Here is a 25,485-nt window from a genome sequence, read left to right on the forward strand (position 1 = left end):
AGTTATCTCCAACAAGAGGATAACATCTATTAAAAAATAAAATTTACATATGAAATGTATATTAGTAACAGGTGGTTCGAGAGGAATTGGCAGTGCTATTTGCAAAAAATTAGCCGTTGAAGCCAGCTATCATATTCTGATTAATTATCATTCGAATAAAACAGCTGCCGAAGAAACACTTCAGGAAATACAAAAATTAGGAGCAACGGGAGAAATCTTAGGTTTTGATGTTTCTAATTATGAAGAAGTACAAAGTACTTTAACAAAATGGCAGGAAGCAAATCCTGAAGCAATTGTTGAAGCGATTGTAAACAATGCCGGAATTACAAAAGATGGTCTTTTTATGTGGATGACTCCCGAAGACTGGAATGGTGTTGTAAACACCAGCTTGAACGGTTTTTTTAATGTAACACAGTTTTTTATTCAAAAAATGTTACGCAATAAATATGGCCGAATCGTAAATATGGTTTCTGTTTCTGGTGTAAAAGGAACAGCCGGGCAAACCAATTATTCGGCAGCAAAAGGCGCGATTGTTGCAGCTACAAAAGCATTAGCACAAGAAGTTGCTAAACGAAATATCACTGTAAATGCAGTTGCTCCGGGTTTTATCAGAACAGATATGACTAGCCAATTAGACGAAAAAGAATTACTAAAACTAATTCCGGTAAATCGTTTTGGTGAAGCCGAAGAAGTGGCAGATTTGGTAAGCTTTTTGATTTCTAAAAAGTCAAGCTATATTACAGGAGAAATTATCAACATAAACGGAGGAATATATTCTTAATAGTTCCTATGTTTGTGAGACTATTTTAAGTTTTTTAAACGTTGAAAATTGCTCGCAAAGACGCAAAGTCGCAAAGCTTTATTTAAATAATCTTAAAAAAGAATAAACTTTGCGACTTTGCGTCTTTGTGAGATTAAAAAAAATTACACTTTAAGGATAAAAAATACTTTGAAAGATGATGAATAAGAGAGTTGTAATTACTGGAATGGGAATTTATTCTTGTATCGGAACTTCTTTAGACGAAGTAAAAGAATCTTTGTATAACGGAAAATCCGGTATTAAGTTTGACGCCGAAAGAAAAGAATTTGGTTTTCAATCTGCCTTAACAGGAATAGTTCCGAAAGCGGATCTGAAAAACTTATTGACCCGCAGACAACGTATGAGCATTGGCGAAGAAACCGAATATGCTTATATGGCTACAATAGAAGCTTTGAAAAATGCCAATATCGACGACGCTTTTTTTGATAATCGTGAAGTGGGAATCATGTATGGAAATGATAGCGTTTCAAAAGCTATTATTGATGCTACGGATATTGTTCGCGAGAAAAAAGATACCGCATTAATAGGTTCCGGAGCTATTTTTAAATCAATGAATTCAACGGTAACAATGAATTTATCTACGATTTTTAAACTCCGCGGAATCAATCTTACTATAAGCGCTGCTTGTGCAAGTGGCTCACACTCTATTGGGTTAGCTTATTTTTTAATAAAAAGCGGCTTCCAGGATATTGTTATTACCGGAGGAGCTCAGGAAATCAACAAATATGCGATGAGCAGTTTTGATGGTTTAGGTGTTTTTTCGAGTAGAGAAAACGAACCTGAAAAAGCTTCCCGCCCATTTGATGCTGATCGCGACGGATTAATTCCGAGTGGTGGCGGTGCAACGTTAATTCTGGAAAGCTATGAATCAGCAATTGCACGAGGCGCCAATATTATTGCCGAAGTTGTAGGTTACGGGTTCTCATCAAACGGTGGACATATCTCTACGCCAAATGTAGAAGGACCGTCTATAGCCATGCAACGAGCGCTTGACGACGCACAATTAAAAGCAACTGATATTGATTATATAAATGCACATGCAACCTCAACTCCGGTTGGAGACGGAAACGAAGCAAAAGCAATTTTTGAAGTTTTTGGTGAGAAAAATCCTTACGTAAGTTCTACAAAATCAATGACAGGTCACGAATGTTGGATGGCTGGTGCGAGCGAAGTAATCTATTCTATCTTAATGATGCAGAACGATTTCATTGCTCCGAACATCAATTTGGAAAATCCTGACGAAGATGCTTCTAAATTAAATTTGGTCAAAACTACTTTAAACAAAAAATTTGACATATTTTTGTCCAATTCCTTCGGATTCGGAGGAACCAACTCGGCGTTGGTGGTTAAAAAGTTTAAATTGAACGATGAATAAAGAAGAGATTATAGCAAGAATTAATGGTTTTTTGGTTGATGAATTTGAAGTAGATAATGATGATATTGAACCAGATGCTAATCTAAAAGATACACTTGGGTTAGATAGTTTAGATTATGTAGATTTAGTAGTTTCTATTGAATCTAACTTTGGTGTAAAACTGGTTGAAGCTGATTTTGTTGGTATTGCTACATTTCAAAATTTTTATGACCTTATAGAAACCAAACTAAAAGCTAAAGCTGTTTAATGAGTCAATGGGATGGCAAATCAAAAGGAACAGTTTTAGGCTATAGAATATTCGTTTTTTTAATACAAAAAGCGGGTGTCAAGTCTGCTTATGTCTTACTTTATTTTGTTGCTTCTTACTACTTTTTGTTTCTAAAGAAAAGCAATCAGGCTATTTTTTATTATTTTAAAGAAAGACTGAACTATTCCTATTTCAAATCAAAAAAAATGGTTTTCAAAAGTTATTACACTTTTGGGCAAACCATCATTGATAAAGTTTCCATTTCGGCAGGAATGCGAAATAAATTCACCTATGAATTTGACGGAATAGAAACTCTCAAAAAGCTTCTGGCCGAAAAAAAAGGTGGAGTTCTTATTAGCGCTCATATAGGAAATTTTGAAATTGCCGAACATTTTTTGGGCGATATTGATCTTAATTTTCAAATCAATCTCGTTACAACAGATTTAGAACATTCGGCTATTAAGAATTATCTGGAAAGTGTTACCCAAAAACCAACCGTAAAATTTATCATTATCAAAGACGATTTATCTCATATTTTTGAGATCAATGCGGCTTTGGCCAATAACGAATTGGTTTGTTTTACGGGAGATCGTTATTTTGAAGGAACCAAATCCCTTTCAGAAGAAATTCTGGGTAAAGAAACCAACTTCCCGGCAGGTCCATTTTTAATTGCTTCACGCTTAAAAGTTCCTGTTGTTTTTGTTTATGTAATGAAAGAACCCAACTTACATTATCATTTGTATGCCAGAGAAGCAACCGTAAAACACCGCGACGAAAAAGGATTATTGAAAGAATACGTAAAAAGCGTAGAAAGCATTTTGCAGAAATATCCTTTGCAATGGTTCAATTATTTCGACTTCTGGAACGATCTTAAAGCATAAGAAGTTGCCACAAATTTTCGCGAATTATTTTTAGCAATTCTGTATGTAATTCCTTTAATTAAAATCAATTTAAGCATAACCAAATTAGTGAAAATTTGTGCAATTCGTGGCGAAAAAACACAACACTATTACCGCTTTATAACAAATCTTAAACAAGAAAATTCGTTTAAATAAATTTACTTATTTTTGCTTACCACCAAAGTAGCTAACCTAATGAAAAATGTTCTCGTTATTTTTTATTCCCAATCCGGACAACTAGAATCGATTGCGAAAAACATTGCAAAACCATTCTTAAATTCAGAGGAAATAAATGTAATTTTTCACGAAATACAATTAGAAAAACCATTCCCGTTTCCGTGGAATAAGGATTCTTTTTTTGATGCCTTTCCGGAATCTTTTTTACAGATTCCGACAAAACTTAAACCAGTTTCTGACGAAGTTTTAAACACAAAATTTGATTTGATTCTTTTTCATTATCAGGTTTGGTTTTTATCACCTTCAATTCCAATCAACTCGTTTTTAAAAAGTACAGAAGCCAAGACAATATTAAACAATACTCCCGTTATAACTATTAATGGTTCTCGTAATATGTGGATTATGGCGCAGGAAAAAATTAAAGTTTTATTGCGTGACGTCAATGCAAAATTGGTTGGAAATATTGCATTAGTCGATCGTGTTGGAAATTTAATCAGCGTGATCACAATTGTAAATTGGATGTTTTCTGGTGTAAAGAAACGATATCTTGGATTTTTTCCACTTCCGGGAGTTTCTGATAAAGACATTCAGGAGTCTGATAAATTTGGAGAAATCATACTTTCCCAATTTAAACAAAACAAACTAGACGATTTACAGCCAAAATTAGCCGAAATAGGTGCCGTAAAAATCAGTCCTTATTTAGTTACTGTAGATAAAACGGCCAATAAGATTTTTAATAAGTGGTCGAATTTGATTCACAAGAATCAAAAAAACAGGAAAACGCTTCTTAAAATATTTTATGTTTATTTATTCCTTGCTATATGGCTAATCTCGCCAATAGTATATATATTGCACCTTATTACCTATCCATTCAAGTTCAAAACCATAAAAAAAGAAACTCAATATTATCAAGGAGTTTAGAAGACGAAATTTAATTATGTTTGACGTATATATTACCAAAGCCGCAAAATATTTGCCAAATGAAGCTGTTTCAAATGATGAAATGGAAAGCTATTTAGGCCTAATAAATGACACCGCCTCAAAGGCAAGACGTATTATTTTGCGTAATAATAAAATTACAAGCCGATACTACGCCGTAGATAAAAACGGAAAAAGCACACATAGTAACGCTGAGTTAACACACAATGCCGTTTTACAACTATTTGATAATAACTTTACAGATCAGGATCTTGAAGTGCTTTCCTGCGGAACCTCATCACCTGATGTTTTAGCCCCATCACATGCTGCAATGGTTCACGGTTTATTAAAAAACAGATCGGTAGAGCTAAATTCTTCGATGGGTATTTGCTGTTCAGGAATGAATGCATTGAAATATGGTTTTCTTTCTATAAAATCAGGAAACTCAAAAAATGCCATTTGTACAGGATCAGAAAAAGTTTCGACCTGGCTTTCTTCTCCAAAATACAAGCATGAAGTAATCAATTTAAAAAATCTTGAAGAGCAACCAATAATCGCCTTCAAAAAAGATTTTTTACGTTGGATGTTATCTGATGGAGCCGGAGCCTTTTTATTAGAAAATAAACCAAGCGGCGAAATTTCATTAAAAATCGAATGGATGGAAGCGTATTCCTATGCATTCGAATTAGAAACTTGTATGTATGCCGGTGGAGATAAATTAGAAAATGGCGAAATCAAAGCCTGGAGCGATTACAATCCGGAGCAATGGTTAAACGAATCTGTATTTGCTGTTAAGCAGGATGTAAAAATATTAGACGAATTTATATTACCAAAAGGTGTCGAAAGTATGAGCGATGCAATGGCAAAGCACAACATTACGGCAGATCAGGTTGATTATTTTTTACCTCACGTTTCTTCTAACTTTTTTGTAGAAGGTCTAAAAAACGGATTAAACGAAAAAGGAATTGTACTTACAGACGAAAAATGGTTCATGAACCTTTTAAGAGTTGGTAATGTAGGTTCTGCCTCAATTTATATCGCCCTTGAAGAATTAATGTATTCAGGTAAACTAAAAAAAGGAGATCGCATTTTATTATCAGTTCCGGAAAGCGGAAGATTCTCTTTTGCCTATGCATATTTAACGGTTTGCTAATGGAAACAATATGTCTTTTAAATAAAGAAGCAGTCGAAAATTTATTGCCACAAAAGTTCCCTTTTGTTATGGTTGATAAAATGTATTCTTATACCGAAACATCATTGGTTTCCGGTTTAAAAATTCAGAGCGACAATATCTTTGCAAATAATAATTCTTTTTTAGAAGCAGGTATAATCGAGCATATGGCACAATCTGTGGCGTTGCATACCGGATATCATTTTTTTTTGAAAAACGAAACAGCCCCAACAGGTTACATAGGTTCTATAAAAGATATTGAAATAAAACAGTTTCCAAAAGTCGACGATACCATTCGATCAACCGTAACTATTTTGCAGGAATTTGCCGGAATAACTTTGGTTGATATTGTGACTACTTTAAATAATGAAGAAATTGCCCGCGGACAAATGAAAACCGTTTTGGCAAAATAATATACGTATGAAAATCGGAGTTGACATACAAAATTACCTTCCGCACCGAGCGCCAATGCTCATGGTAGATCTAATTTTGGATATAGATTCCAATTTTGTAGAAACGACATTCCTGATAAAAGAAGACAATATTTTTATTGATAATCATATTTTTATCGAAGCTGGTTTAATCGAAAACACAGCACAAACCTGCTCAGCAATTGTTGGCAAAAAGTATTTTTTTGAGGAAGACGGAACAGAAAATGAAAACGTAAATGTTATTGGTTTTATCAGCGCCTTAAAAAATCTGAAAATACATTCGCTGCCAAAAACCGGCGATACAATTATTACCAAAGCAAACTTAATGTCAAAATTTGTTGGCGACGATTATACCTTATGTACGATGAGCTGCCAAAGCTTACTCGAAGACAAAATACTTTTAGAATGTGAAATTAATTTGTTTATTCAAAAAACAGTTTCGACAACAACATAATTCTGATCGAAAATAAAACCGTCATGGAAAAAGAAAATGTACCTCAGCACGATGGAAATTTAAGCAAAAAGAACCTCAAAGAACTTGTTTATGCTACTGATGAAAATGGCAATTATACCACCGCATTAAGTACCGGTTGGGAACCAAAAGCCATTGCTCTTTCAAACGCAATTGATGATATAAAAGAACGTGCGGAAGAAGCTAAACTGAAGGTTCAGATTGGCGAATTAAGTCCGATTTGTTATTATATGGAACTCAATAAAATGGATCTTACTATTCTTGCCGGCTATGTCGATATGTGGAAATGGCGCGTAAAAAGACATTTTAAACCCACTATTTTTGCCAAATTGAGTGACAAAATTTTACAGAAATATGCCGACGCTTTTGAAATTTCAATAGCCGAATTAAAAAATATTAAAAACGATTAATGCAAACGACTTTCACACACCATCAATCTGCTCATTGTGAAAATGGAGTGGCTTCAAATCTCTTAAAAAACAGCGGATTAAATATCAGCGAACCTATGGTTTTTGGAATTGGTTCCGGACTTTTGTTTGTGTATTTACCTTTTATAAAAGTAAATCATGCACCGGCAATTAGTTACAGAACTTTGCCTGGACAGATTTTTAATAAAGTTGCCAATCGTTTAAATTTAAAAATAAAAAGACAAAAATTTTCTTCTGTTCCAAATGCCAGTAAAGCTTTAGACGAAAATTTAAAAAACAATATTCCAACCGGATTACAAGTTGGTGTTTATCATTTAAGTTATTTTCCTGATGAATATCGTTTTCATTTCAACGCGCACAATTTAGTCGTTTACGGAAAAACCGAAACTGATTATTTAATCAGCGATCCTGTTATGGAAACCGTGACTACTTTAACGCACGAAGAATTAGACAAAGTACGTTTTGCTAAAGGTGCGTTTGCGCCAAAAGGCCAAATGTATTATCCAATTCAGGTTCCGAGTGAAGTTGATTTCAAAAGTGCCATCATCAAAGGAATCAAAGATACTTGTCGCACTATGCTGGCACCCATGCCAATTGTAGGTGTTCGCGGAATTAAATTTGTTTCTCGCCGAATTAGAAAATGGCCTGCAAAACACGGCGTTAGAAAAGCCAATCATTATCTTGCACAAATGGTGCGAATGCAGGAAGAAATAGGAACCGGCGGCGGAGGATTCCGTTTTATTTATGCCGCTTTTCTACAAGAAGCTTCAGTTATTTTAAACAATGATGAATTGAAAGTGCTTTCGAAAGAAATGACTCAAATTGGAGATTCGTGGAGAGATTTTGCTGTTGAAGCTTCCCGTATTTATAAAAATAGAAGTGCCAAAGAAGACGCTTACAATGCCATTGCCGATGAACTTCTGGACATTGCTAATCGCGAAGAAATCTTTTTCAAAAAACTAAAAAAAGCAATTAGCTAACTATATTTTGCAAACTGTTATAAAAATAGAATCTCTTTCGAAAAAGTACAAAGATGCAGAACTGTATTCTTTGAACGATGTTTCGCTGGATATAAATCAAGGTCAGATTTTTGGCTTATTAGGTCCAAATGGTGCCGGAAAAACCACTTTAATCTCCATGCTTTGCGGATTGATAAAACCAACTTCGGGACATTTCACGATTGATGGTTTGAACTATGCTGGCCATTCCACCAAAATCAAAAAAATTATTGGAGTTGTACCTCAGGAATATGCTTTATATCCTACGTTGACAGCGAGAGAAAATCTACATTATTTTGGAAGCATGTACGGTTTAAAAGGTTCTGACTTAAAAGACAAAGTAATTGAAACTTTAGATCTTTTGGGTTTATTAAAATTTGCCGACAAACGCATTGAAACTTTCTCAGGCGGAATGAAACGCAGAGTCAATTTGATTGCGGGAATTCTCCACAATCCAAAAGTTTTATTTCTGGACGAGCCAACTGTTGGTGTTGATGTGCAATCTAAAAATGCAATTATAGATTATCTCAAACTTTTAAATCAAAACGGAACTACAATTATTTATACCTCGCATCATTTGGCTGAAGCCGAAGATTTTTGCACGACAATTGCCATTTTAGATCAAGGCAAAATTTATGCACAAGGCACACCATCAGGTTTAATCGCTTCTACCGAAAAAGCAAGAAATCTGGAAGAAGTTTTTATTTCATTAACCGGTAAAGATCTGAGAGATGATATATAAAATTTGGATGTCCGTCGTAAAAGAATTTCTCCTGCTCAAACGAGATTTAGGAGGTTTAGTCATTTTATTTATAATGCCTTTGGTTTTGGTTATCACCGTAACGTTGATTCAGGACAGCACTTTTAAAACCGTTAGCGATACTAAAATTCAGATTTTATTGGTCGACAACGACAACGGTTCCGTTTCTAAAACTGTTTTTGATAATCTCGAAAAGAGTCAGCTTTTTAGTGTTGTTACTCAAATAGACAACAAACTACTTACAGAAGAAGTTGCCAAAGAAAATGTTTACAAAGGAAAATTTCAATTGGCGATTATAATTCCGAAAAATCTAAGCACAGATTTACAAGCCAAAATCGATCAGAATGTAGAAAACATTGTGAGTAAAATGGGCTTCTCAGATAGTATTGCAAAACCGCAAACTTCAAAAATAATTCAGCAAAAAGAAGTAAAATTATATTTTGATCCAGCAGTTCAGCTTAGCTTCAAAAACTCTGTGATGAGTTCGATTGATAAAATGATTTCGCAAATCGAAACAAAGTCAATTTATACGACTTTCCAAAATCAATTGGGGGAAGAAAATACCAAATTCGAGCAAAAGAGTTTTATTACATTTAAAGAAATTATTCCAAAAGTAAACAACAAAGAAGTGCTACCAAATTCGGTACAGCATAACGTTCCGGCTTGGACACTTTTTGCGATATTTTTTATCGTAATTCCGTTGTCTATCAATATTGTAAAAGAAAAATCACAAGGAACTTTTGTTCGATTATTGACCAATCCGGTTTCGAATTTAATTGTCATTATCGGAAAAACCATTACATATTCAATCATTTGTATGATTCAGTTTTATATGATGGTTGCCGTTGCAATATTTTTATTTCCGTATATTGGTTTGCCCCCCTTAAATATCGAAGGGCACTTATTTTTAATGAGTGTTGTTGCTTTATTTTCAGGATTTGCCGCAATTGGTTTCGGAATTTTATTAGGCACAATTGCGAATACACAAGAACAATCGGCTCCGTTTGGCGCAACAAGTGTAATCATCCTTGCTGCTATTGGCGGAGTCTGGGTTCCCGTTTTTGCGATGCCAAAAATCATGCAGCTTATTGCCAAATCATCACCAATGAATTGGGCTCTTGAAGCTTTTTATGATGTTTTATTACGCAACGTTTCTTTCCTGGAAATTATCCCAAAAATAAGTTTGCTATTTTTGTTCTTTATAATCACAACATCCATCGCATTATTCTATGACAAAAAGAAAAGAACAGTTTAACGAGGCAACTGAATTAACGGTCACGCACGAAATCAGAATTCGTTTTAACGAAACTGATCCACTCGGAATCGTTTGGCACGGCAATTATATTACCTATTTTGAAGATGGACGCGAAGCGTTTGGACGCCAACACGGACTTACGTATTTAGATATTGCCAAAACCGGATTTACAACGCCAATCGTAAAATCAAAATGCGAACATAAATTGTCTCTGCGTTATGGCGATGTCGTAACAATTGAAACAACCGTTGTTGATACGCCCGCTGCCAAAATGATTTATCGTTTTAGAATTTTAGATGACAAAGGCGAAATTGCCTGCACCGGCGAAACCGTTCAGGTCTTTCTGGATAAAGAAGGAAATCTAATGCTAACGAATCCTCCTTTTTATGAAGAATGGAAACGAAAAGTGGGATTATTAATGTAAGCACGAATCCCTTTCCTGCAAGGTTTTCAAAACCTTGTAGGTATAAATACAAAGCATCATATAAATCTGCTTAATCTGCAAAATCTGCGTGAAACTTTTTTCAGACAAAGCTTTAAAATGAACACCTACAAGGTTTTGAAAACCTTGCAGGAGAGATCGAAAATCATAAAATGATAAGAGAAGTATATATAAATGAGACCAATTGTATCACCCCTTTAGGTTTTGATGTTGAATCAAACATCGAAGCGATTCTTCATGGTGAATCCGGTATTCAATTACATGAAGATACTACTTTAATGCCGATTCCGTTTTATGCTGCAATTATTAGTGATGAAAAAATAAACAGTGCTTTTGAAAAAATCAGTACTGACGGCAACTACTCTCGTTTAGAGAAAATGATGATTTTGGCTTTAGAGCCGATTATCAAAAAATCAGGAATTGAGTTAAATTCAAAAACTGCCTTTATACTTTCGACTACAAAAGGAAATGTTACAGCATTAAAAAATGATTCGGAAGAAAGTTTTAATAGTGCCCATTTAGATGTTTTGGCTCAAAATGTAGCCAATTATTTCGGGTTTAAAACACAACCAATTGTAGTTTCAAACGCTTGCGTTTCGGGAATTTTAGCTATTTCTGTTGCCAAAAGAATGATTCAGTCTGAACTTTATGATAACATATTTGTTGTTGCCGGCGACGAAGTTTCAGAGTTTGTTTTGTCCGGATTTAATGCTTTTCAGGCAATGAGTGATTTGCCTTGTAAACCGTATTCTAAAAACAGAACCGGTGTAAGTTTAGGCGAAGCAACCGCAGCTGTTTTAATTTCGACGGAAGCCAAAAACGCTAAAATAAAAGTTATTGGAGACAGTTCGATAAACGACGCCAATCATATTTCGGGTCCTTCAAGAACCGGTGAAGGTTTGTTCAGAAGTATTCAAAATGCGTTGAAAGAAGCGCAAATCAATTCAAATCAAATCGATTATATTTCGGCTCACGGAACCGCAACTCCATTCAATGACGAAATGGAAGCGATTGCACTAAATCGTTTAGATTTACAAAATGTTCCGGTAAATAGTTTGAAAGGATTTTACGGTCATACTTTAGGCGCTTCAGGATTATTAGAAACGGTAATTGCAATTGAATCGGCCAATCAAAATATGCTTTTTGAATCGAAAGGTTTTGACGAAATCGGCGTAAGCGAAACGATTAATATTATTGAAAAAAATGAAGAAGTAAATATTGATTTTTTTTTGAAAACAGCTTCTGGTTTCGGAGGTTGTAATACAGCTGTAGTTTTTGAAAAAATATAAATGAGAAGGTTAAAAAACTTAAATATTAGGAAAAGTATCGAACAAAATAAATTGGTCTATTCTGAAAATTGGTTTGATAAATTCGATACAATAACAATATATCTATTTTTTACTTGGGCATTTTTAACGCCTTTTTTGGTTTATTTTAATCCTTATCGGGATAAATCTAAAACTGGAATTGAATTTTATTTATTTTTTATTTTTAGCTTTTATTCTTTGTATGTGATATATAGAAAGGCAACTGAGAAACATCTCACGAAAATTACCAGCAAATACAATAAAGAAGAGAACAAATTACTGATTAATGAATATTGCGAAAAAAAAGGTTTTGAAAAACATAGAAACTCTGGAAATCTGATAATTTATAATAACCTTAATTATCTCGCAATTAATTCAAGATTTCAAACAAGTAGAATATTTATTTTAGACAAAAATGATATTTATTTAACAATAATAAAAGAAAATCAAAAGATGAATATTCCTGTTCTTTTTTCACAAATTAGTTTAAAAAGAGATATTAAAAAATTATGTCAATAAGGTTTATGAAGTTATCTAAATTCATATTTATAATTTTTCTTTCTCTTTTTGGATGTAAACAAAAGGAAATTGAAAAAGTCGATGAACTACGATTTGAAAAAAACGTGTTAAAGAATGTTTTTGTAGAAATTGTAGATTCTATTTATATGGATAGAAGAATAATTCTTCCACCTCCACCAACTAGATTTAATTCAGAAACTAATAGAGTAGATACAACTGGGCATCATGCTGAATTAAAAGAATATTGGCGTTATCGCGACAGCATCAAAAATGATAAAACAAGAATACTTCTTGGTGTTTATGCCGATGTAGAGAAAATTAGTTCTTTTGAAACTGAAATGATAGATAGACAAATTAATATTTCAGCGTATACTTACGACATTTCAAAAGAAACAGACAGTTACAAATTTAATTTAAAAGCTTTTGAAAATAACAAAAAGTTTAATTTTCAAAACACATTAAAATATCCTCACGAAAAAAATTGGAATTTAAATGACACAAGTAATTTACGATTTCCCGTTGGAACTATTTCAGTATCAAGAATTCAATTTAATAAAACAAAAACGAGAGGAATTTTATCCGCTGGCGCTTCTTGTGGTGGAGGAAGATGTGGAAGAGGTTTTATAATTATAATTGAAAACAAATCTGGAAAATGGAAAATTGCCGAAGTTATTCCTACTTGGGAGTCTTAAATTATAAAACTAATTTTCAAGATTAGTTAGTTTAATTTTCAAACCAATAACCAATCCATGCAAATTAGTGCAATTAGTGTTTAAATAAAATGACGCAAAAAACCTACATACAATCCTACATTACCATCCAAAACAACGAAATTGTTTTGAACGGAGCTTCTATATTCAAAATTGAACCAACCAATTTTGCTGATTTTTCCAAACAAGCCTATCGTAATTTTGACATTCAATATCCAAAATTTTTCAAAATGGATGCTTTGAGTAAGTTGGCTTTTTTAGGTGCCGAATTGCTTTTAAGCCCGATAATTTCTTCTGAACACGAAAATAATATTGCTTTGGTTTTGGCCAATAAATCATCAAGTTTAGATACTGATGTAAAATATCAGGAATCTATTTCGGACAAAGAAAACTATTATCCAAGTCCGGCAGTTTTCGTTTATACTTTGCCAAATATTTGCTTGGGAGAAATAAGTATTCGTCATCAGCTGAAAAGTGAAAATTCTTTCTTTATATTTGATGCTTTCAACACAGAATTTATATCGAATTATTCGAATATTTTGCTGAATTCAAACAAATCCGATACAGTTCTTTGTGGTTGGGTTGAATTTTTTAATGACAATTATAAAGCTTTTCTTTGCACAATTAGTAAAGAAGAAAGCACAAAATATACGAACGAAAATATCAATACATTATATAATAAATAATCATGGAAGCATTAAAAGAAGAATTAAAAAACAAAATCATTACCACTCTTAATCTTGAAGATATCGCAATCGAAGACATTGCTGATAACGATCCTTTGTTTGGAGACGGTTTGGGTTTAGACTCAATTGATGCTCTTGAATTGATCGTGATTCTGGATAAAGATTACGGAATTAAACTGGTTGACCCAAAAGAAGGAAAATCAATTTTTCAGTCTATTGAAACAATGGCGGCTTATATTAATACCAATAGAACAAAATAATACTGCTTAGACTGGCTTAGATTTTTAGACAACTTAGACAAAAACTGTCTAAATCTAGAAGTTACAAAATCTAAGAAGTCTAATGTCTAATAATCTAAGCAAGTCTAAAAATGAAAGGTGTTGCAATAACGGGAATGGGAATTATCTCTTCGATTGGAAATTCAGTCGAGGAAAATTTTATTTCGTTAATCGAAAATAAAGTTGCTATAACTCGCATCGAAAACATTTCAACCGTTCATGTTGATGTTATTAAGGTTGGAGAAATTAAGAAAACTAATGCTGAATTGATCGAAGAATTAGAACTTTCTGAAGACAATAACTTTTCGAGAACGGCTATGATTGGTGCTTTTGCAGCCAAACAAGCGGTTCAAAATGCCGGAATTACATCAATCAACGAATTTAGAACCGGACTTATTTCGGCGACAAGTGTTGGCGGAATGGACATGACCGAAAAGCATTATTACAATTATTTTAAAGATCCTGAACTTGTTAAATATATAAGTTGTCATGACGGTGGCGATGTTGCCGAAAAGATTGCTGAAGAACTTGGCTTGAAAGGAATGGTTACTACTATAAGTACCGCATGCTCCTCTGCAGCAAACTCAATTATGTTGGGCGCGCGTTTGATTAAAAACGGAAAACTGGATCGTGTTATCGTTGGCGGAACTGATGCATTGGCAAAATTCACCATCAACGGATTTAAAACTTTGATGATTTTATCTGACGATTACAACAAACCTTTTGATAATAACAGAAAAGGGTTAAACCTTGGTGAAGCCGCTGCATATCTGGTTTTAGAATCTGATGAGATCGTTGAGAAACAAAACAAAAAAGTTTTGGCTCGCGTTTCAGGTTACGGAAATGCAAACGATGCTTTTCATCAAACTGCTTCTTCAGAAAATGGTGATGGCGCTTATTTGGCAATGAAAAAAGCCTTTGAAGTTTCGGGTTTAAAACCTAGTGATATTGATTATATCAACGTTCACGGAACTGCAACGCCAAACAACGATTTATCTGAAGGAAGGGCTTTACTCCGAATTTATGGAGATGAAAAAGTTCCTGATTTTAGTTCTACAAAACCTTTTACGGGACATACTTTGGCCGCAGCAGCAGCAATTGAGGCCGTTTACAGTGTTTTGGCAATTCAGAATAATGTGGTTTATCCAAATTTGAATTTCGAAACTCCAATGGAAGAATTTGATCTGGAACCACAAACTGCTACAAAAATGAAAAATATCGAACACGTTTTATCCAACTCTTTTGGTTTTGGAGGAAATTGTTCAACACTTATATTTTCTAAAAGCGAATGAAAAAGACCTATATAAATGGAGTAGGTTGTATTTCGACTCAAAAAACATTTGATACTGTTTTTTTGGAAGAAGCGGTGCACAATCAAAATGACACTATCCTTTCGATAGTTGCTCCGGTTTACAAAGATTTTATTACACCAGCCGCGATTCGTAGAATGGCAAAAGGGGTGAAAAACGGAATTGTAGCTTCGGCATTGGCATTGAAAGATGCTCAACTTGAAAATTTAGATGCAATCATTACCGGAACAGGTTTAGGATGCATTGAAGATTCTGAAAAATTCCTGAAAAACATTCTCGACAATAACGAAGAATTCTTAACGCCAACTTCCTTTATACAATCAACTCACAATACGGTTGGTGCACAAATTGCTTTATCATTGCAATGCAAAGGATATAATTTTACGTATGTAAACGGAGCCGTTTCTTTTGAGTCGGCACTTTTGGATGCTAAAATGCAAATCGAGGAAAATGAAGCCAATTCGGTTTTAGTGGGTGGAATTGACGAAAATGGCGAATACACGACGTCACTTTTTAAACTGATGGGCCGAATTAAACAAGATGGAAATCAGCCTTATGATGTTTTAAATCCAACTTCGACAGGAGCTGTTTTTGGTGAAGGTGCTAGTTTTTTTGTTTTAGAAAATGAAAAAAAGAGCACTACTTATGCGCAGGTTTTAGATGTTGAAATTAAAAACACTTTAGAAGAAAACGAAATTGAAGGAGAAATAATTACTTTTTTAAACGCCAATAATTTACAGATTTCAGATATTGATGCTGTAGTTTTGGGTTTAGACGGTAACATTACTTTCGATTCTTATTATAAAAATTTAACTGAAAATGCTTTCGCAAAAACGCCTCAGTTGTATTACAAACATTTGAGCGGCGAATATGATACGGCTTCGGCTTTTGCTTTATGGATGGCTGCCAAAGTAATCAAGACTCAGGAAATTCCTGAAATTATAAAAGTAAATTCGGTTGAAAAACCAGCTTATAATACCATTTTATTGTACAACCAATTAAACGGAAAAAATCATAGTTTTACGTTACTTTCAAAATGATAACGCATAAAAACATATCGCTTTTTTTCATTTTTCTATTGCTTTTATTATTTCTTCTGAACTTTTATATCGCAATAAATATTTGGTGGTTTGTAGCAATCATTTTGGTTTGGTTGGGAATAAATGCATTTGGTTCTTCTCGAATTTCATCCAATTATCACGTAAAAGCATTCTGCAATAATCCTTTCGAAAAGGAAAAAAAAATCGCGATTACTTTTGATGACGGACCGAGTGTTTTTACTTTGGAAGTTTTAGAATTACTAAAAAAATACAATGCTAAAGCGACTTTTTTCTGCATTGGAAAAAACATTGAAACTCATCCTGAAATTGTAAAGCAAATTATTGCCGAAGGTCATTTGGTAGGAAATCATTCTTATAGTCATTCGAAATTTTTCGACTTTTATAATGCAAAAAAGATTACTGAAGAACTTCAAAAAACAGATTCTCTTCTCGAAAAATTCACTTCAAAAAAAATCAACTTTTTTCGTCCGCCTTACGGAGTTACGACACCTTCGATTCGTAGAGCTCTGCAACTTACCGGTCATAAAGTTATTGGGTGGAATATTCGTTCGCTTGACGGCGGAACAAAAAATCAAAATTTAATTTTCAATCGCATTATAAAACGTGTTTCTCCCGGCGGAATTGTACTTTTGCACGATACGGGATCACACTCTGTTTTAGTATTGGAACAGTTTTTGCAATTTTTACAGCAAAACAATTATGAAGTGATTTCGGTAGAAGAACTTTTGAATCTAAAAGCTTATGAAGATTGAACGCTGATGAAACGGATTCGCTAAAGCGAAAACGTGGATAAAAACGGATTTAAAATCTATTTAAATCATTTAATCTGTGGCAAAAAAAACACAATTTTTAACAAAATATGAAAACTAAAATAGCACTCTTAATTCTATTTATTTCAGGCAATTTGTTTGCTCAGGAACAAAAAATGTCTGACGCAGAAATCGCTGCTTTCAAGCAAGATGTAAATGTAGTTTCGAATAAAATCAAAACCTTAAGTACTGATTTTATTCAATACAAACATTTAGATTTTTTATCGAAAGACATTGAGACTTCTGGTAAAATGATTTTTAAAGAACCGAGTTTGCTTCAATGGCAATACAAAAAACCATACAATTATAGTATTGTTTTCAAAAACGGAAAAATCCTGATTAACGACGAAGGAAAGAAAAGCGCCGTTGATATTGGAAACAGTAAAATCTTTGGTCGTATCAATAAATTAATCGTTGGAAGCGTAAGCGGAAATATGTTTGACGACAAAGAATTTACGATTTCATATTTCAAATTAAAAGGACAAAATCTGGCGAAATTTGTTCCGAAAGATGCAACGTTGAAAAAATACATCAAACAAATCGAACTGACTTTTGATAAAGAAGAAGCTACAGTTGTGCAAGTTAAACTACTGGAATCATCTGAAGATTATACTAGAATTGTTCTTAAAAATAAAGTAATCAATGCAAAAATCGACGATTCAGTTTTTACTAATTAATTGCCTTGTGGCATTGGTTTTAGTTTCTTGTGGCTCGGTCACAAAAAACTATACTCCCAAAAAATTAGACAAAACCTCTTATCAGGTTCCTTATTTTACAGACTCAAAAACCGATTATGTTTACAAAACGAACATCACGGTTTACGGTCATGAAATATCCGGAATTTTTATTGCCAAAAAAATAAATGATACGACACATCGCATTGTTTTTACAACCGAATTTGGTAACAAATTATTAGATTTTGAAATTGCAGAAAAGACTTTTAAAGTAAACTCAATTATATCTGAATTAGACCGAAAAATTTTGATCAATACATTGACCGAAGATTTTCGTTTGCTTCTTAAAAGTGAATATTTGATTCAGGAACAATTCGAAAATGAATCTTACAATATCTATAAATCGGCAGATGGAAATCGCGATAATTACCTTTTTATTTCCAAAAATGGATCAAAATTTGAGAAGGTCATTAATGCATCTAAAACAAAAGAAAAAATAACACTGCTTTTTAGTTCAGAAAACAATATTTTTGCCGAGAAAATTCAGATTATTCATCAGAATATCAAGTTAAAAATTGAGTTAAACTATTTTAAATCAGAGTAAAAACTTAATCAAAACCTAAACTTAAATCAAATAAAAAATGAAAAAAATAACCGTAATTGCCTTTGTTTTCTTTATTGGAATTATAACATCAAATGCACAAGTGAGAGTTAGCCCTGGAATTCGTGGAGGTTTAAATGTATCAAGTTTTACCAATTTTGGAGATAGTGACCCAAAAACAGATTTTTATGTTGGTGGTTTTGTGGCTATTAGATTTAATAAATATTTTACACTTCAACCTGAATTAACGTATACCAGACAAGGTGCCGAAGTGCGTGAATATGAAATAAATGGATATGGATCTCGTTCAACTAATTACGATTTAAATTATCTGTCATTGGGAGCTGTGGGTAAGTTTCATATTGGCGGAAAAGGTTTTCATATCTTAGCTGGTCCATCTTTAGATATAAAAACAGATGACAATTTTCCTGCATACGATTATAATCCTGTTGGTGTTGACTTAGCTTTGGTTGCCGGTGTTGGGTATTCTTTGCCTAACGGATTAACTTTTGAAGCGAGGTTTAAACAAGGAATGATTGATATCTATGGTTATGATGGACTTGATAACGGAAACAATAATTATTACTATGATGATATTATCCTAAATCAGGTTTTTCAAATTGGTATCAGTTATACTTTTAAAGTAAAATAAGGAATGAGAAAAATAATATTAGTTACATTAATTTTATTGATCAGTATTACAACAGTACACGCACAAGTAACTTTTAGACCGGGAATTCACGCCGGGGTTAATATTTCTAAGTTCACAGATTCGCAACTTAACAGTAAAACAGATTTTTATATTGGTGGTTTTGGAGCCTTAAAACTTTCTAAATTTTATACAATACAAGAAGAAATAACTTATTCACGACAAGGAGCAAAAGGTACAACCAGTATGGGAACAACTGATACTTATAGCCCTCAAACAAACTCATATACCACTACTTATGACAACGGAACTGTTGATGCTTCATTACAATATCTTTCAACAGTTACCATAAATAAGTTTAATTTTAATGAAAGTTTTTATGCTTTAGCAGGACCTTTTTTAGATCTATTAATTGCGGATGATATTAAAGTAGATCCAAAAGTAAAAGAATCAAATTTTAATAAAGGCGATGATATTGATTTAGGAATTGTAGGAGGACTGGGTTACGGTTTGAAAAATGGTATTGCATTTGAAGCAAGAGTAAAAAAAGGATTTACAAATGCTTTTACCAATTATTATGCTGATGCAACAAAAAATAACAATGTTGTGTTTCAATTTGGTGTAGCTTATACTTTTGGAAAAAAATAAAACAATGGTTTTAAAAGATTTTTATAAAATACTTTCCGAAGAAAAAACGGGAGATTCAAAATATAATATCACGATTTTGATCAATGAAAAACATGAAGTTTTCAAAGGTCATTTTCCGGGAAATCCAATTATGCCGGGAGTTTGCATGATTCAGATTATTAAAGAACTTACAGAGGCAATTACCAAAAGTACTTTGATGATTCAGACGCTTGCCAATGTAAAATTTATGGCATTGATTAACCCTGAAACTAATCCTGAATTACGTTTAGAACTTGATATTACAACAACCGAAGATGATTTGGTTAAAGTAAAAAACACATCTTATTTTAACGACACTGTCGCTTTGAAACTAAGCAACGTGTACAAAAAAATATAATTATGAAACTGCTGCTGTCTTTACTTTTGTGGATTAATTTTGGCGGAACTCCAGATTTGGTGACCGTTAGAAAAATGTATACAGGCGTTACAAAATCAGAAAGTAATGCCAAAGAATTTTTAGAAAAACTGGCAACGGTTTCAGACAATGATGCAAAAATTTTAGTGGCTTACAAAGCAGCTTCCATTTTGCTGGATTCTAAGTTTGAGAAAAAACTAAGAGATAAAATGGATCGTTTTAAACAAGGTGCAACTCTCCTTGAATCGACCATAAAAAGCGAGCCTAATAATATCGAAATCAGAATGATCAGGTTGAGTGTTCAGGAAAATGTTCCCGGAGTTACTGGCTATAAAAAAAATATTAAAGAAGATAAAAATTATATTACAGCACATTATGCAGAGCAAAATGGCGCTTTAAAAGATTATCTAAAAGACTTTGTTTTACAATCGAAAAGCTTCTCTGAAAAAGAGAAACAATTCGTAAAGTAAGCTGAAGAAAACCTCCAAATGAAACCTATTTTATCACAGCAGGAATTGCTCAATTCGACTCATTTTTGTGTTATTGTACCCACTTACAATAATCACAAAACTTTAAAAAAAGTGCTGGATTCTATTTTAGATTTCACTACCAATATCATTATCGTTAATGATGGATCGACCGATGAGACTTTCGGTATTTTGCAACAATATTTGCAACTCACTCAAATTCATCATCCTAAAAATTTAGGAAAAGGACGAGCGTTAAGAAATGGTTTTAGAAAAGCAATTGAAATGCAGTTTGAATATGCGATCACAATTGATTCTGACGGACAACATTTTGCATCTGATATTCCGAAATTTATTGCCGAAATTCAAAAAGAACCAAATTCTTTATTGATTGGAAGCCGGAATATGACACAAGAAAATGTGCCTAAGAAAAGTAGTTTTGGAAATAAATTTTCGAACTTTTGGTTTAAGTTCGAAACCGGAATTAAACTCGATGACACACAATCCGGTTTTAGATTGTATCCTTTAAAATTGATTCCGAAACAATTTTATACCAATAAATTTGAATTCGAAATTGAAGTAATTGTTCGTTCAGCGTGGAAAGGAATTGTGGTCAAAAACATTCCGATTCAAATTTTATACGATCCTGTAGAACGCGTTTCTCATTTTCGTCCGTTTAAAGATTTTACAAGAATTAGTATTTTAAATACCGTTTTGGTCATCAACACATTGTTGTATATCAAACCGCGAGATTATCTTAGAAAAGCAAAAAAAAAAGGTTTTAAAAAATTTTTCCTTGAAGATATTTTAGAAAGCAGTGATTCTAATTTCAAAAAATCAGCCGCAATTGCGTTAGGTGTTTTTATCGGAATTTCTCCGTTTTGGGGATTTCAAACGATATTACTTTTTACTTTTGCTGCCTTGTTTAAGCTCAACAAAGTCATTGCTTATCTGTCTTCAAATGTGAGCTTCCCTCCTTTTATTCCGTTCATAATTTATGGCTCATTAAAAATGGGAAGTTATTTTGTGTCCAACGACGCGCCTTTGATTTTAGACAGTTCCATTACACTCGACGATATTCAAAAAAATGCAACACAATATATAGTAGGAAGTCTTATTTTAGCATCTGTTTCAGCGTTATCTGTTGGACTTTTAAGCTATTTGCTTTTAACAGCTTTTAGTAAAAAACGCACAGAATAAAATACATTTATTTTCCGCCACAAATTTCACAAATTAACGCAAATCAATTCGTGAAAAATTCGTGAAATTCGTGGCGAAAAAACTTTAAAAAATAATTATGCATCAATATTTCTACGCCATTCATTTGTTTGTAAACCGAAGAAAATCTCTCTCGGTTGTATTGGCAATTCTGATGCTTTTTGCGTTTGGTTTTTTTGCTTCTCAAATTAAATTTGAAGAAGACATTACCAAACTTATTCCAACAAACGATAAAAGTGATGTTACGTCAAAAGTCCTCAAACAACTTAATTTTGCCGATAAAATTACCGTTATTTTCAAACTCGAAAAAAACGGAACCGACGAAGATTTAAAAGAAATGGCAACTGCTTTTTCAGATAGCGTTGCCAAATCCTGCAAACCTTACGTAACCGGAATTCAGGGAAAAGTTGACGAAGAAAATATTCAGGAAACTATTGATTTTGTTTACAATAATTTACCGCTTTTTCTAGACAATAAAGATTACGCAGCTATTCAGGAAAAGCTTCAAAAAGATAGTATTGCTGCAACTGTTCAGGGAAATTACAAATCGATTATTTCGCCTTCTGGATTTATCACCAAAGATTTTATTCTGCAAGATCCGCTTGGGATTTCTTTTATTGCTCTTAAAAAATTACAGCAACTTAATATTGGTGACGATTTTACGCTCGATAATGGTTTTGTAATGACTAAGGACAAAAAGAAATTACTGCTTTTTATTACCTCAAATCTTCCTTCGAGCGAAACAGAAAAAAACACACTTTTTGCCGAAAAACTTAAATCAATTCAGGATAATCTAAATCAGAAATTTAAATCCAAAACTTCGATTAGTTATTTTGGTTCGGCTTTGATTGCGGTTGCCAATGCCAATCAAATTAAAAGCGATATTATTTTAACAACAACTATCGCAATGATTACGCTGATGTTGATTCTGATTTTATTTTATCGTAAGGTATTAATTCCGCTAATTATTTTTCTACCAACCGTATTTGGAGCTTTGTTTGCCGTGGCATTTTTATATTTTGTAAAAGAACAAATTTCAGCCATTTCACTCGGAATTGGATCTATTCTATTAGGAATCACAATCGATTATTCGATACATATTCTAACGCATTACAAACATAATAGTGATGTAAAAACTTTGTACAAAGACATTACGATGCCTGTAATTATGAGCAGTTCAACAACTGCTGTTGCCTTTTTATGTTTGCTTTTTGTAAAATCTGATGCGTTGAACGACTTAGGAATTTTTGCTGCTGTAATCGTTATGGCAACTGGATTTTTTTCGCTTTTAATAGTTCCGCATTTATATAAACCGAAAGAAAACAATTTTGATCACAAGAAAAATGTCATTGATAAACTGGCTCATTTCTCGTTTCATAACAATAAAATTCTAATTGGTTTTTGCGTTTTAATAACGATTATTTGCTGTTTTACTTATAATAATGTTGGCTTCAATAATGATTTATCGCAATTAAATTTTGTTCCAAAAGAAATTAAAGCGGCCGAAAAAGAACTCGAAGAAAGTACAAGTTTAACTTCAAAAACTATTTATGTGGCTTCATACGGAAATAGTATGGAGGAAGTTTTGCAAAACAACAGTCAGCTTTTTGCCGATTTATCAAAAGAAAAACAACAAGATAAAATCTTAAATTTCAGTTCTGTTGGTGGAATTATGCTTTCGCAGAAGGAACAAAAACAGAAAATTGATAAATGGAATTCATTCTGGGATGCTAATAAAAAACAACTTTTAAAATCCGGATTAATTGCTGAAGGTTCAAAACTTGGATTTAAACCCACAACATATTCGCTATTTTTTGATCATTTAGATTTTGATTTTAAACCTATAAAAGCTGAAGACTATTTAAAAATTCAGGCTTTACAACTGAAAGAATTTGTAACCGAAAAAAATGGATTTTTCACGATTTCGACTTTAGTAAAAGTGACTCCGCAACAACGTGATTCTTTTGTAAAATCGGCTTCAGCCAAAAATAATCTGATTGCGATTGATCGTCAGCAAATGAACGAGACTTTTTTCAGCACTTTAAAAACTGATTTTAATTCATTGGTTAATTATTCTTTTGTTGCTGTAATCCTGATTCTGTTTTTCTTTTTTAGACGAGTCGAATTAGTCATCGTAAGTTGTATTCCAATTGCCTTAACGGGAATTGTTACGGCAGGAATTATGGGCATCTTTGGTATTCAACTGAATATTTTCAGTATGATTGTCTGCACTTTAATTTTTGGTCATGGTGTCGATTTTAGTATTTTCATGACGAGCGCACTTCAAAAGGAATATACAACGGGTAAAAACGAAATTGCCATTTACAGAACTTCAATTATTCTGGCAGTTATTACGACTATTTTAGGAATTGGTGCCATGATTTTTGCACAACATCCAGCATTGCGATCCATTTCATCGGTTTCGTTAATTGGAGTTTTTGCTGCCTTGATTATTACATTTATTTTCTACCCAATTCTCTTTAAATTATTCTTATCCAATCGACCAAAAAACGGAAATGCTCCTTTTGAGTTACGATCGTTTTTACATGGTGTTTTATCTTTTTCTTATTACGGACTTGGCGGTATTTTAATGTCTCTTTTCAGTTTGATCATTATGCCGATAATTCCGTTAAATGAAAAAACAAAAATGAAAGGATTTAGATATTGCATTTCAAAATTCATGAAATCAGTATTGTATTCAAATCCATTTATTCATAAAAAAGTCATCAATAAGTTTAATGAAAATTTCGAAAAACCTGCAATAATTATTGCCAATCATTCTTCATTTTTAGATATTTTAGCAATCGGAATGTTGAGTCCAAAAATTATTTTTCTGGTAAATGACTGGGTTTATAATTCACCTATTTTTGGTGCTACAGTTAGAAAAGCCGGTTTCTATCCCGTTTCTGAAGGACTTGAAGAAGGTGTTGAACATTTACGACAAAAAGTAAACGAAGGTTATTCACTAATGATTTTTCCTGAAGGAACTCGTTCTGAAAGTAATCAGATTAAACGTTTTCATAAAGGTGCTTTTTATCTTGCCGAAGAATTCAATTTAGACATTCTTCCGGTTTTAATTCATGGTGCTTCAGAAACACTTCCAAAGGGTGATTTTGTAATTCATGACGGCAGTCTTACGCTTTCTATTTTAGAAAGAATTGCACCAAAAAATCTGTCTTTTGGAAAAAACTACGCCGAAAGAACAAAACAAATAAGTGCTTTCTTTAAAACTGAATTTTGTAAAATCCGTCAGGAATTAGAAGGCCCCAAATATTTCAAAAAAATGCTTCTTCATAGCTACGACTACAAAGAAATTGAAGTCGTAAAAGGAGTCAAAAATGATTTAAAAAAGAATCTTGAAAATTATCATCACTTAAATCAGCACATTTCGGCGAAAGCCAAAATAGCTCATTTCTCTAATGATTATGGACAACTAGATGTATTACTGGCCTTGCAGGAACCACAACGAAGAATACATTCATACAATACCGACGAAGAAAAACGCGAGATTTCTAAAACCAATTATATCGTTAAAAAAAGAAAAATCTTTTATGAGGAAAATCTCGAAATCCTTCTGGAAAATCAATTTGATGTCGTTTTAATCTCTGATGAAAGTTATAAAAATGATCTTGAAAAAATCGTTTCTACGACTTCTTGTGTTATTTTAATAAATAGTTCTAATTTAAAAACCACTTTGATTAACTTTGGTTTTGATTGTCTTTTTGATGAAAATTCTATAATCGTATTAAAGAAAAACTAGT

The 25,485-nt window shown here is 32.9% G+C and carries 28 protein-coding genes; all 28 read left to right on the plus strand.

The window, feature by feature from the left end:
* Positions 1-49: 49 nt before the first annotated feature.
* The gene (gene fabG / locus CHB81_RS02075) at positions 50-781 is read left to right on the plus strand and encodes a 3-oxoacyl-ACP reductase FabG (protein WP_089350220.1); all 732 of its coding nucleotides are present in this window, start codon (positions 50-52) and stop codon (positions 779-781) included.
* A gap of 178 nt (positions 782-959) precedes the next feature.
* A complete protein-coding gene (locus tag CHB81_RS02080; protein WP_089350273.1) occupies positions 960-2,195 on the plus strand; it encodes a beta-ketoacyl synthase in 1,236 nt (411 codons plus the stop codon).
* Positions 2,188-2,442 carry an acyl carrier protein gene (locus tag CHB81_RS02085; RefSeq protein ID WP_057115545.1) on the plus strand — a complete coding sequence of 85 codons (255 nt, stop codon included), beginning with the start codon at positions 2,188-2,190 and terminating at the stop codon, positions 2,440-2,442. The genes CHB81_RS02080 and CHB81_RS02085 overlap by 8 nt, the downstream gene beginning before the upstream one ends.
* Positions 2,442-3,323, plus strand: coding sequence for a lipid A biosynthesis acyltransferase (locus CHB81_RS02090; protein WP_089350221.1), 882 nt, complete (start codon positions 2,442-2,444; stop codon positions 3,321-3,323). Before CHB81_RS02085 ends, CHB81_RS02090 begins: the two co-directional genes overlap by 1 nt.
* A 213-nt stretch (positions 3,324-3,536) precedes the next feature.
* The gene (locus tag CHB81_RS02095; RefSeq protein WP_089350222.1) at positions 3,537-4,439 is read left to right on the plus strand and encodes a hypothetical protein; all 903 of its coding nucleotides are present in this window, start codon (positions 3,537-3,539) and stop codon (positions 4,437-4,439) included.
* A gap of 16 nt (positions 4,440-4,455) precedes the next feature.
* Positions 4,456-5,589 carry a beta-ketoacyl-ACP synthase III gene (locus CHB81_RS02100; protein WP_089350223.1) on the plus strand — a complete coding sequence of 378 codons (1,134 nt, stop codon included), beginning with the start codon at positions 4,456-4,458 and terminating at the stop codon, positions 5,587-5,589.
* Complete coding sequence (locus CHB81_RS02105; RefSeq protein ID WP_089350224.1) at positions 5,589-6,020, plus strand: hypothetical protein; 432 nt, start codon at positions 5,589-5,591, stop codon at positions 6,018-6,020. Before CHB81_RS02100 ends, CHB81_RS02105 begins: the two co-directional genes overlap by 1 nt.
* A 7-nt stretch (positions 6,021-6,027) precedes the next feature.
* On the plus strand, positions 6,028-6,492 hold the full coding sequence (locus CHB81_RS02110) for an ABC transporter permease (RefSeq protein ID WP_089350225.1): 465 nt from the start codon (positions 6,028-6,030) through the stop codon (positions 6,490-6,492).
* Between the two features lie 23 nt (positions 6,493-6,515).
* Complete coding sequence (locus CHB81_RS02115) at positions 6,516-6,920, plus strand: hypothetical protein (protein ID WP_089350226.1); 405 nt, start codon at positions 6,516-6,518, stop codon at positions 6,918-6,920.
* Positions 6,920-7,918, plus strand: a complete 999-nt coding sequence (locus tag CHB81_RS02120) for a BtrH N-terminal domain-containing protein (protein WP_089350227.1) — start codon at positions 6,920-6,922, stop codon at positions 7,916-7,918. Before CHB81_RS02115 ends, CHB81_RS02120 begins: the two co-directional genes overlap by 1 nt.
* Positions 7,919-7,925: 7 nt before the next feature.
* Positions 7,926-8,678, plus strand: a complete 753-nt coding sequence (locus CHB81_RS02125; RefSeq protein WP_089350228.1) for an ABC transporter ATP-binding protein — start codon at positions 7,926-7,928, stop codon at positions 8,676-8,678.
* Positions 8,668-9,951 (plus strand): ABC transporter permease, encoded by a 1,284-nt coding sequence (locus tag CHB81_RS02130; protein WP_176427472.1) that lies wholly within the window; start codon positions 8,668-8,670, stop codon positions 9,949-9,951. The genes CHB81_RS02125 and CHB81_RS02130 overlap by 11 nt, the downstream gene beginning before the upstream one ends.
* Complete coding sequence (locus CHB81_RS02135) at positions 9,926-10,375, plus strand: thioesterase family protein (RefSeq protein ID WP_089350229.1); 450 nt, start codon at positions 9,926-9,928, stop codon at positions 10,373-10,375. Before CHB81_RS02130 ends, CHB81_RS02135 begins: the two co-directional genes overlap by 26 nt.
* 170 nt (positions 10,376-10,545) lie before the next feature.
* Positions 10,546-11,682: a beta-ketoacyl synthase N-terminal-like domain-containing protein gene (locus CHB81_RS02140; RefSeq protein ID WP_089350230.1), complete on the plus strand. Its 1,137-nt coding sequence runs from the start codon at positions 10,546-10,548 to the stop codon at positions 11,680-11,682.
* 683 nt (positions 11,683-12,365) lie between these two features.
* Positions 12,366-12,911 (plus strand): hypothetical protein, encoded by a 546-nt coding sequence (locus tag CHB81_RS02150; protein ID WP_132022407.1) that lies wholly within the window; start codon positions 12,366-12,368, stop codon positions 12,909-12,911.
* An 89-nt stretch (positions 12,912-13,000) separates the two neighbouring features.
* A complete protein-coding gene (locus CHB81_RS02155; protein ID WP_089350233.1) occupies positions 13,001-13,615 on the plus strand; it encodes a 3-oxoacyl-ACP synthase in 615 nt (204 codons plus the stop codon).
* 2 nt (positions 13,616-13,617) lie between these two features.
* On the plus strand, positions 13,618-13,875 hold the full coding sequence (locus CHB81_RS02160) for a phosphopantetheine-binding protein (protein ID WP_089350234.1): 258 nt from the start codon (positions 13,618-13,620) through the stop codon (positions 13,873-13,875).
* 110 nt (positions 13,876-13,985) lie between these two features.
* On the plus strand, positions 13,986-15,185 hold the full coding sequence (locus CHB81_RS02165; protein WP_089350235.1) for a beta-ketoacyl-[acyl-carrier-protein] synthase family protein: 1,200 nt from the start codon (positions 13,986-13,988) through the stop codon (positions 15,183-15,185).
* The gene (locus CHB81_RS02170) at positions 15,182-16,243 is read left to right on the plus strand and encodes a beta-ketoacyl synthase N-terminal-like domain-containing protein (protein ID WP_089350236.1); all 1,062 of its coding nucleotides are present in this window, start codon (positions 15,182-15,184) and stop codon (positions 16,241-16,243) included. The genes CHB81_RS02165 and CHB81_RS02170 overlap by 4 nt, the downstream gene beginning before the upstream one ends.
* Positions 16,240-17,016 carry a polysaccharide deacetylase family protein gene (locus tag CHB81_RS02175; protein WP_089350237.1) on the plus strand — a complete coding sequence of 259 codons (777 nt, stop codon included), beginning with the start codon at positions 16,240-16,242 and terminating at the stop codon, positions 17,014-17,016. The genes CHB81_RS02170 and CHB81_RS02175 overlap by 4 nt, the downstream gene beginning before the upstream one ends.
* A gap of 107 nt (positions 17,017-17,123) precedes the next feature.
* On the plus strand, positions 17,124-17,750 hold the full coding sequence (locus CHB81_RS02180) for an outer membrane lipoprotein carrier protein LolA (RefSeq protein ID WP_089350238.1): 627 nt from the start codon (positions 17,124-17,126) through the stop codon (positions 17,748-17,750).
* The gene (locus tag CHB81_RS02185) at positions 17,716-18,351 is read left to right on the plus strand and encodes a hypothetical protein (RefSeq protein WP_089350239.1); all 636 of its coding nucleotides are present in this window, start codon (positions 17,716-17,718) and stop codon (positions 18,349-18,351) included. The genes CHB81_RS02180 and CHB81_RS02185 overlap by 35 nt, the downstream gene beginning before the upstream one ends.
* Before the next feature lie 37 nt (positions 18,352-18,388).
* Complete coding sequence (locus CHB81_RS02190; protein WP_089350240.1) at positions 18,389-19,000, plus strand: porin family protein; 612 nt, start codon at positions 18,389-18,391, stop codon at positions 18,998-19,000.
* A 3-nt stretch (positions 19,001-19,003) separates the two neighbouring features.
* The gene (locus tag CHB81_RS02195) at positions 19,004-19,645 is read left to right on the plus strand and encodes an outer membrane beta-barrel protein (protein WP_089350241.1); all 642 of its coding nucleotides are present in this window, start codon (positions 19,004-19,006) and stop codon (positions 19,643-19,645) included.
* Between the two features lie 4 nt (positions 19,646-19,649).
* Entirely contained in the window at positions 19,650-20,021 is a 372-nt protein-coding gene (locus CHB81_RS02200; RefSeq protein ID WP_089350275.1) for a 3-hydroxyacyl-ACP dehydratase, read from the plus strand.
* A 2-nt stretch (positions 20,022-20,023) separates the two neighbouring features.
* A complete protein-coding gene (locus tag CHB81_RS02205) occupies positions 20,024-20,509 on the plus strand; it encodes a hypothetical protein (protein ID WP_089350242.1) in 486 nt (161 codons plus the stop codon).
* An 18-nt stretch (positions 20,510-20,527) separates the two neighbouring features.
* Positions 20,528-21,706 carry a DUF2062 domain-containing protein gene (locus CHB81_RS02210; protein ID WP_089350243.1) on the plus strand — a complete coding sequence of 393 codons (1,179 nt, stop codon included), beginning with the start codon at positions 20,528-20,530 and terminating at the stop codon, positions 21,704-21,706.
* A gap of 97 nt (positions 21,707-21,803) precedes the next feature.
* Entirely contained in the window at positions 21,804-25,484 is a 3,681-nt protein-coding gene (locus CHB81_RS02215) for a 1-acyl-sn-glycerol-3-phosphate acyltransferase (RefSeq protein WP_089350244.1), read from the plus strand.
* The last annotated feature ends 1 nt before the right edge of the window (position 25,485 follow it).

This window comes from Flavobacterium sp. ov086, assembly GCF_900187965.1.
Taxonomy (GTDB): domain Bacteria; phylum Bacteroidota; class Bacteroidia; order Flavobacteriales; family Flavobacteriaceae; genus Flavobacterium.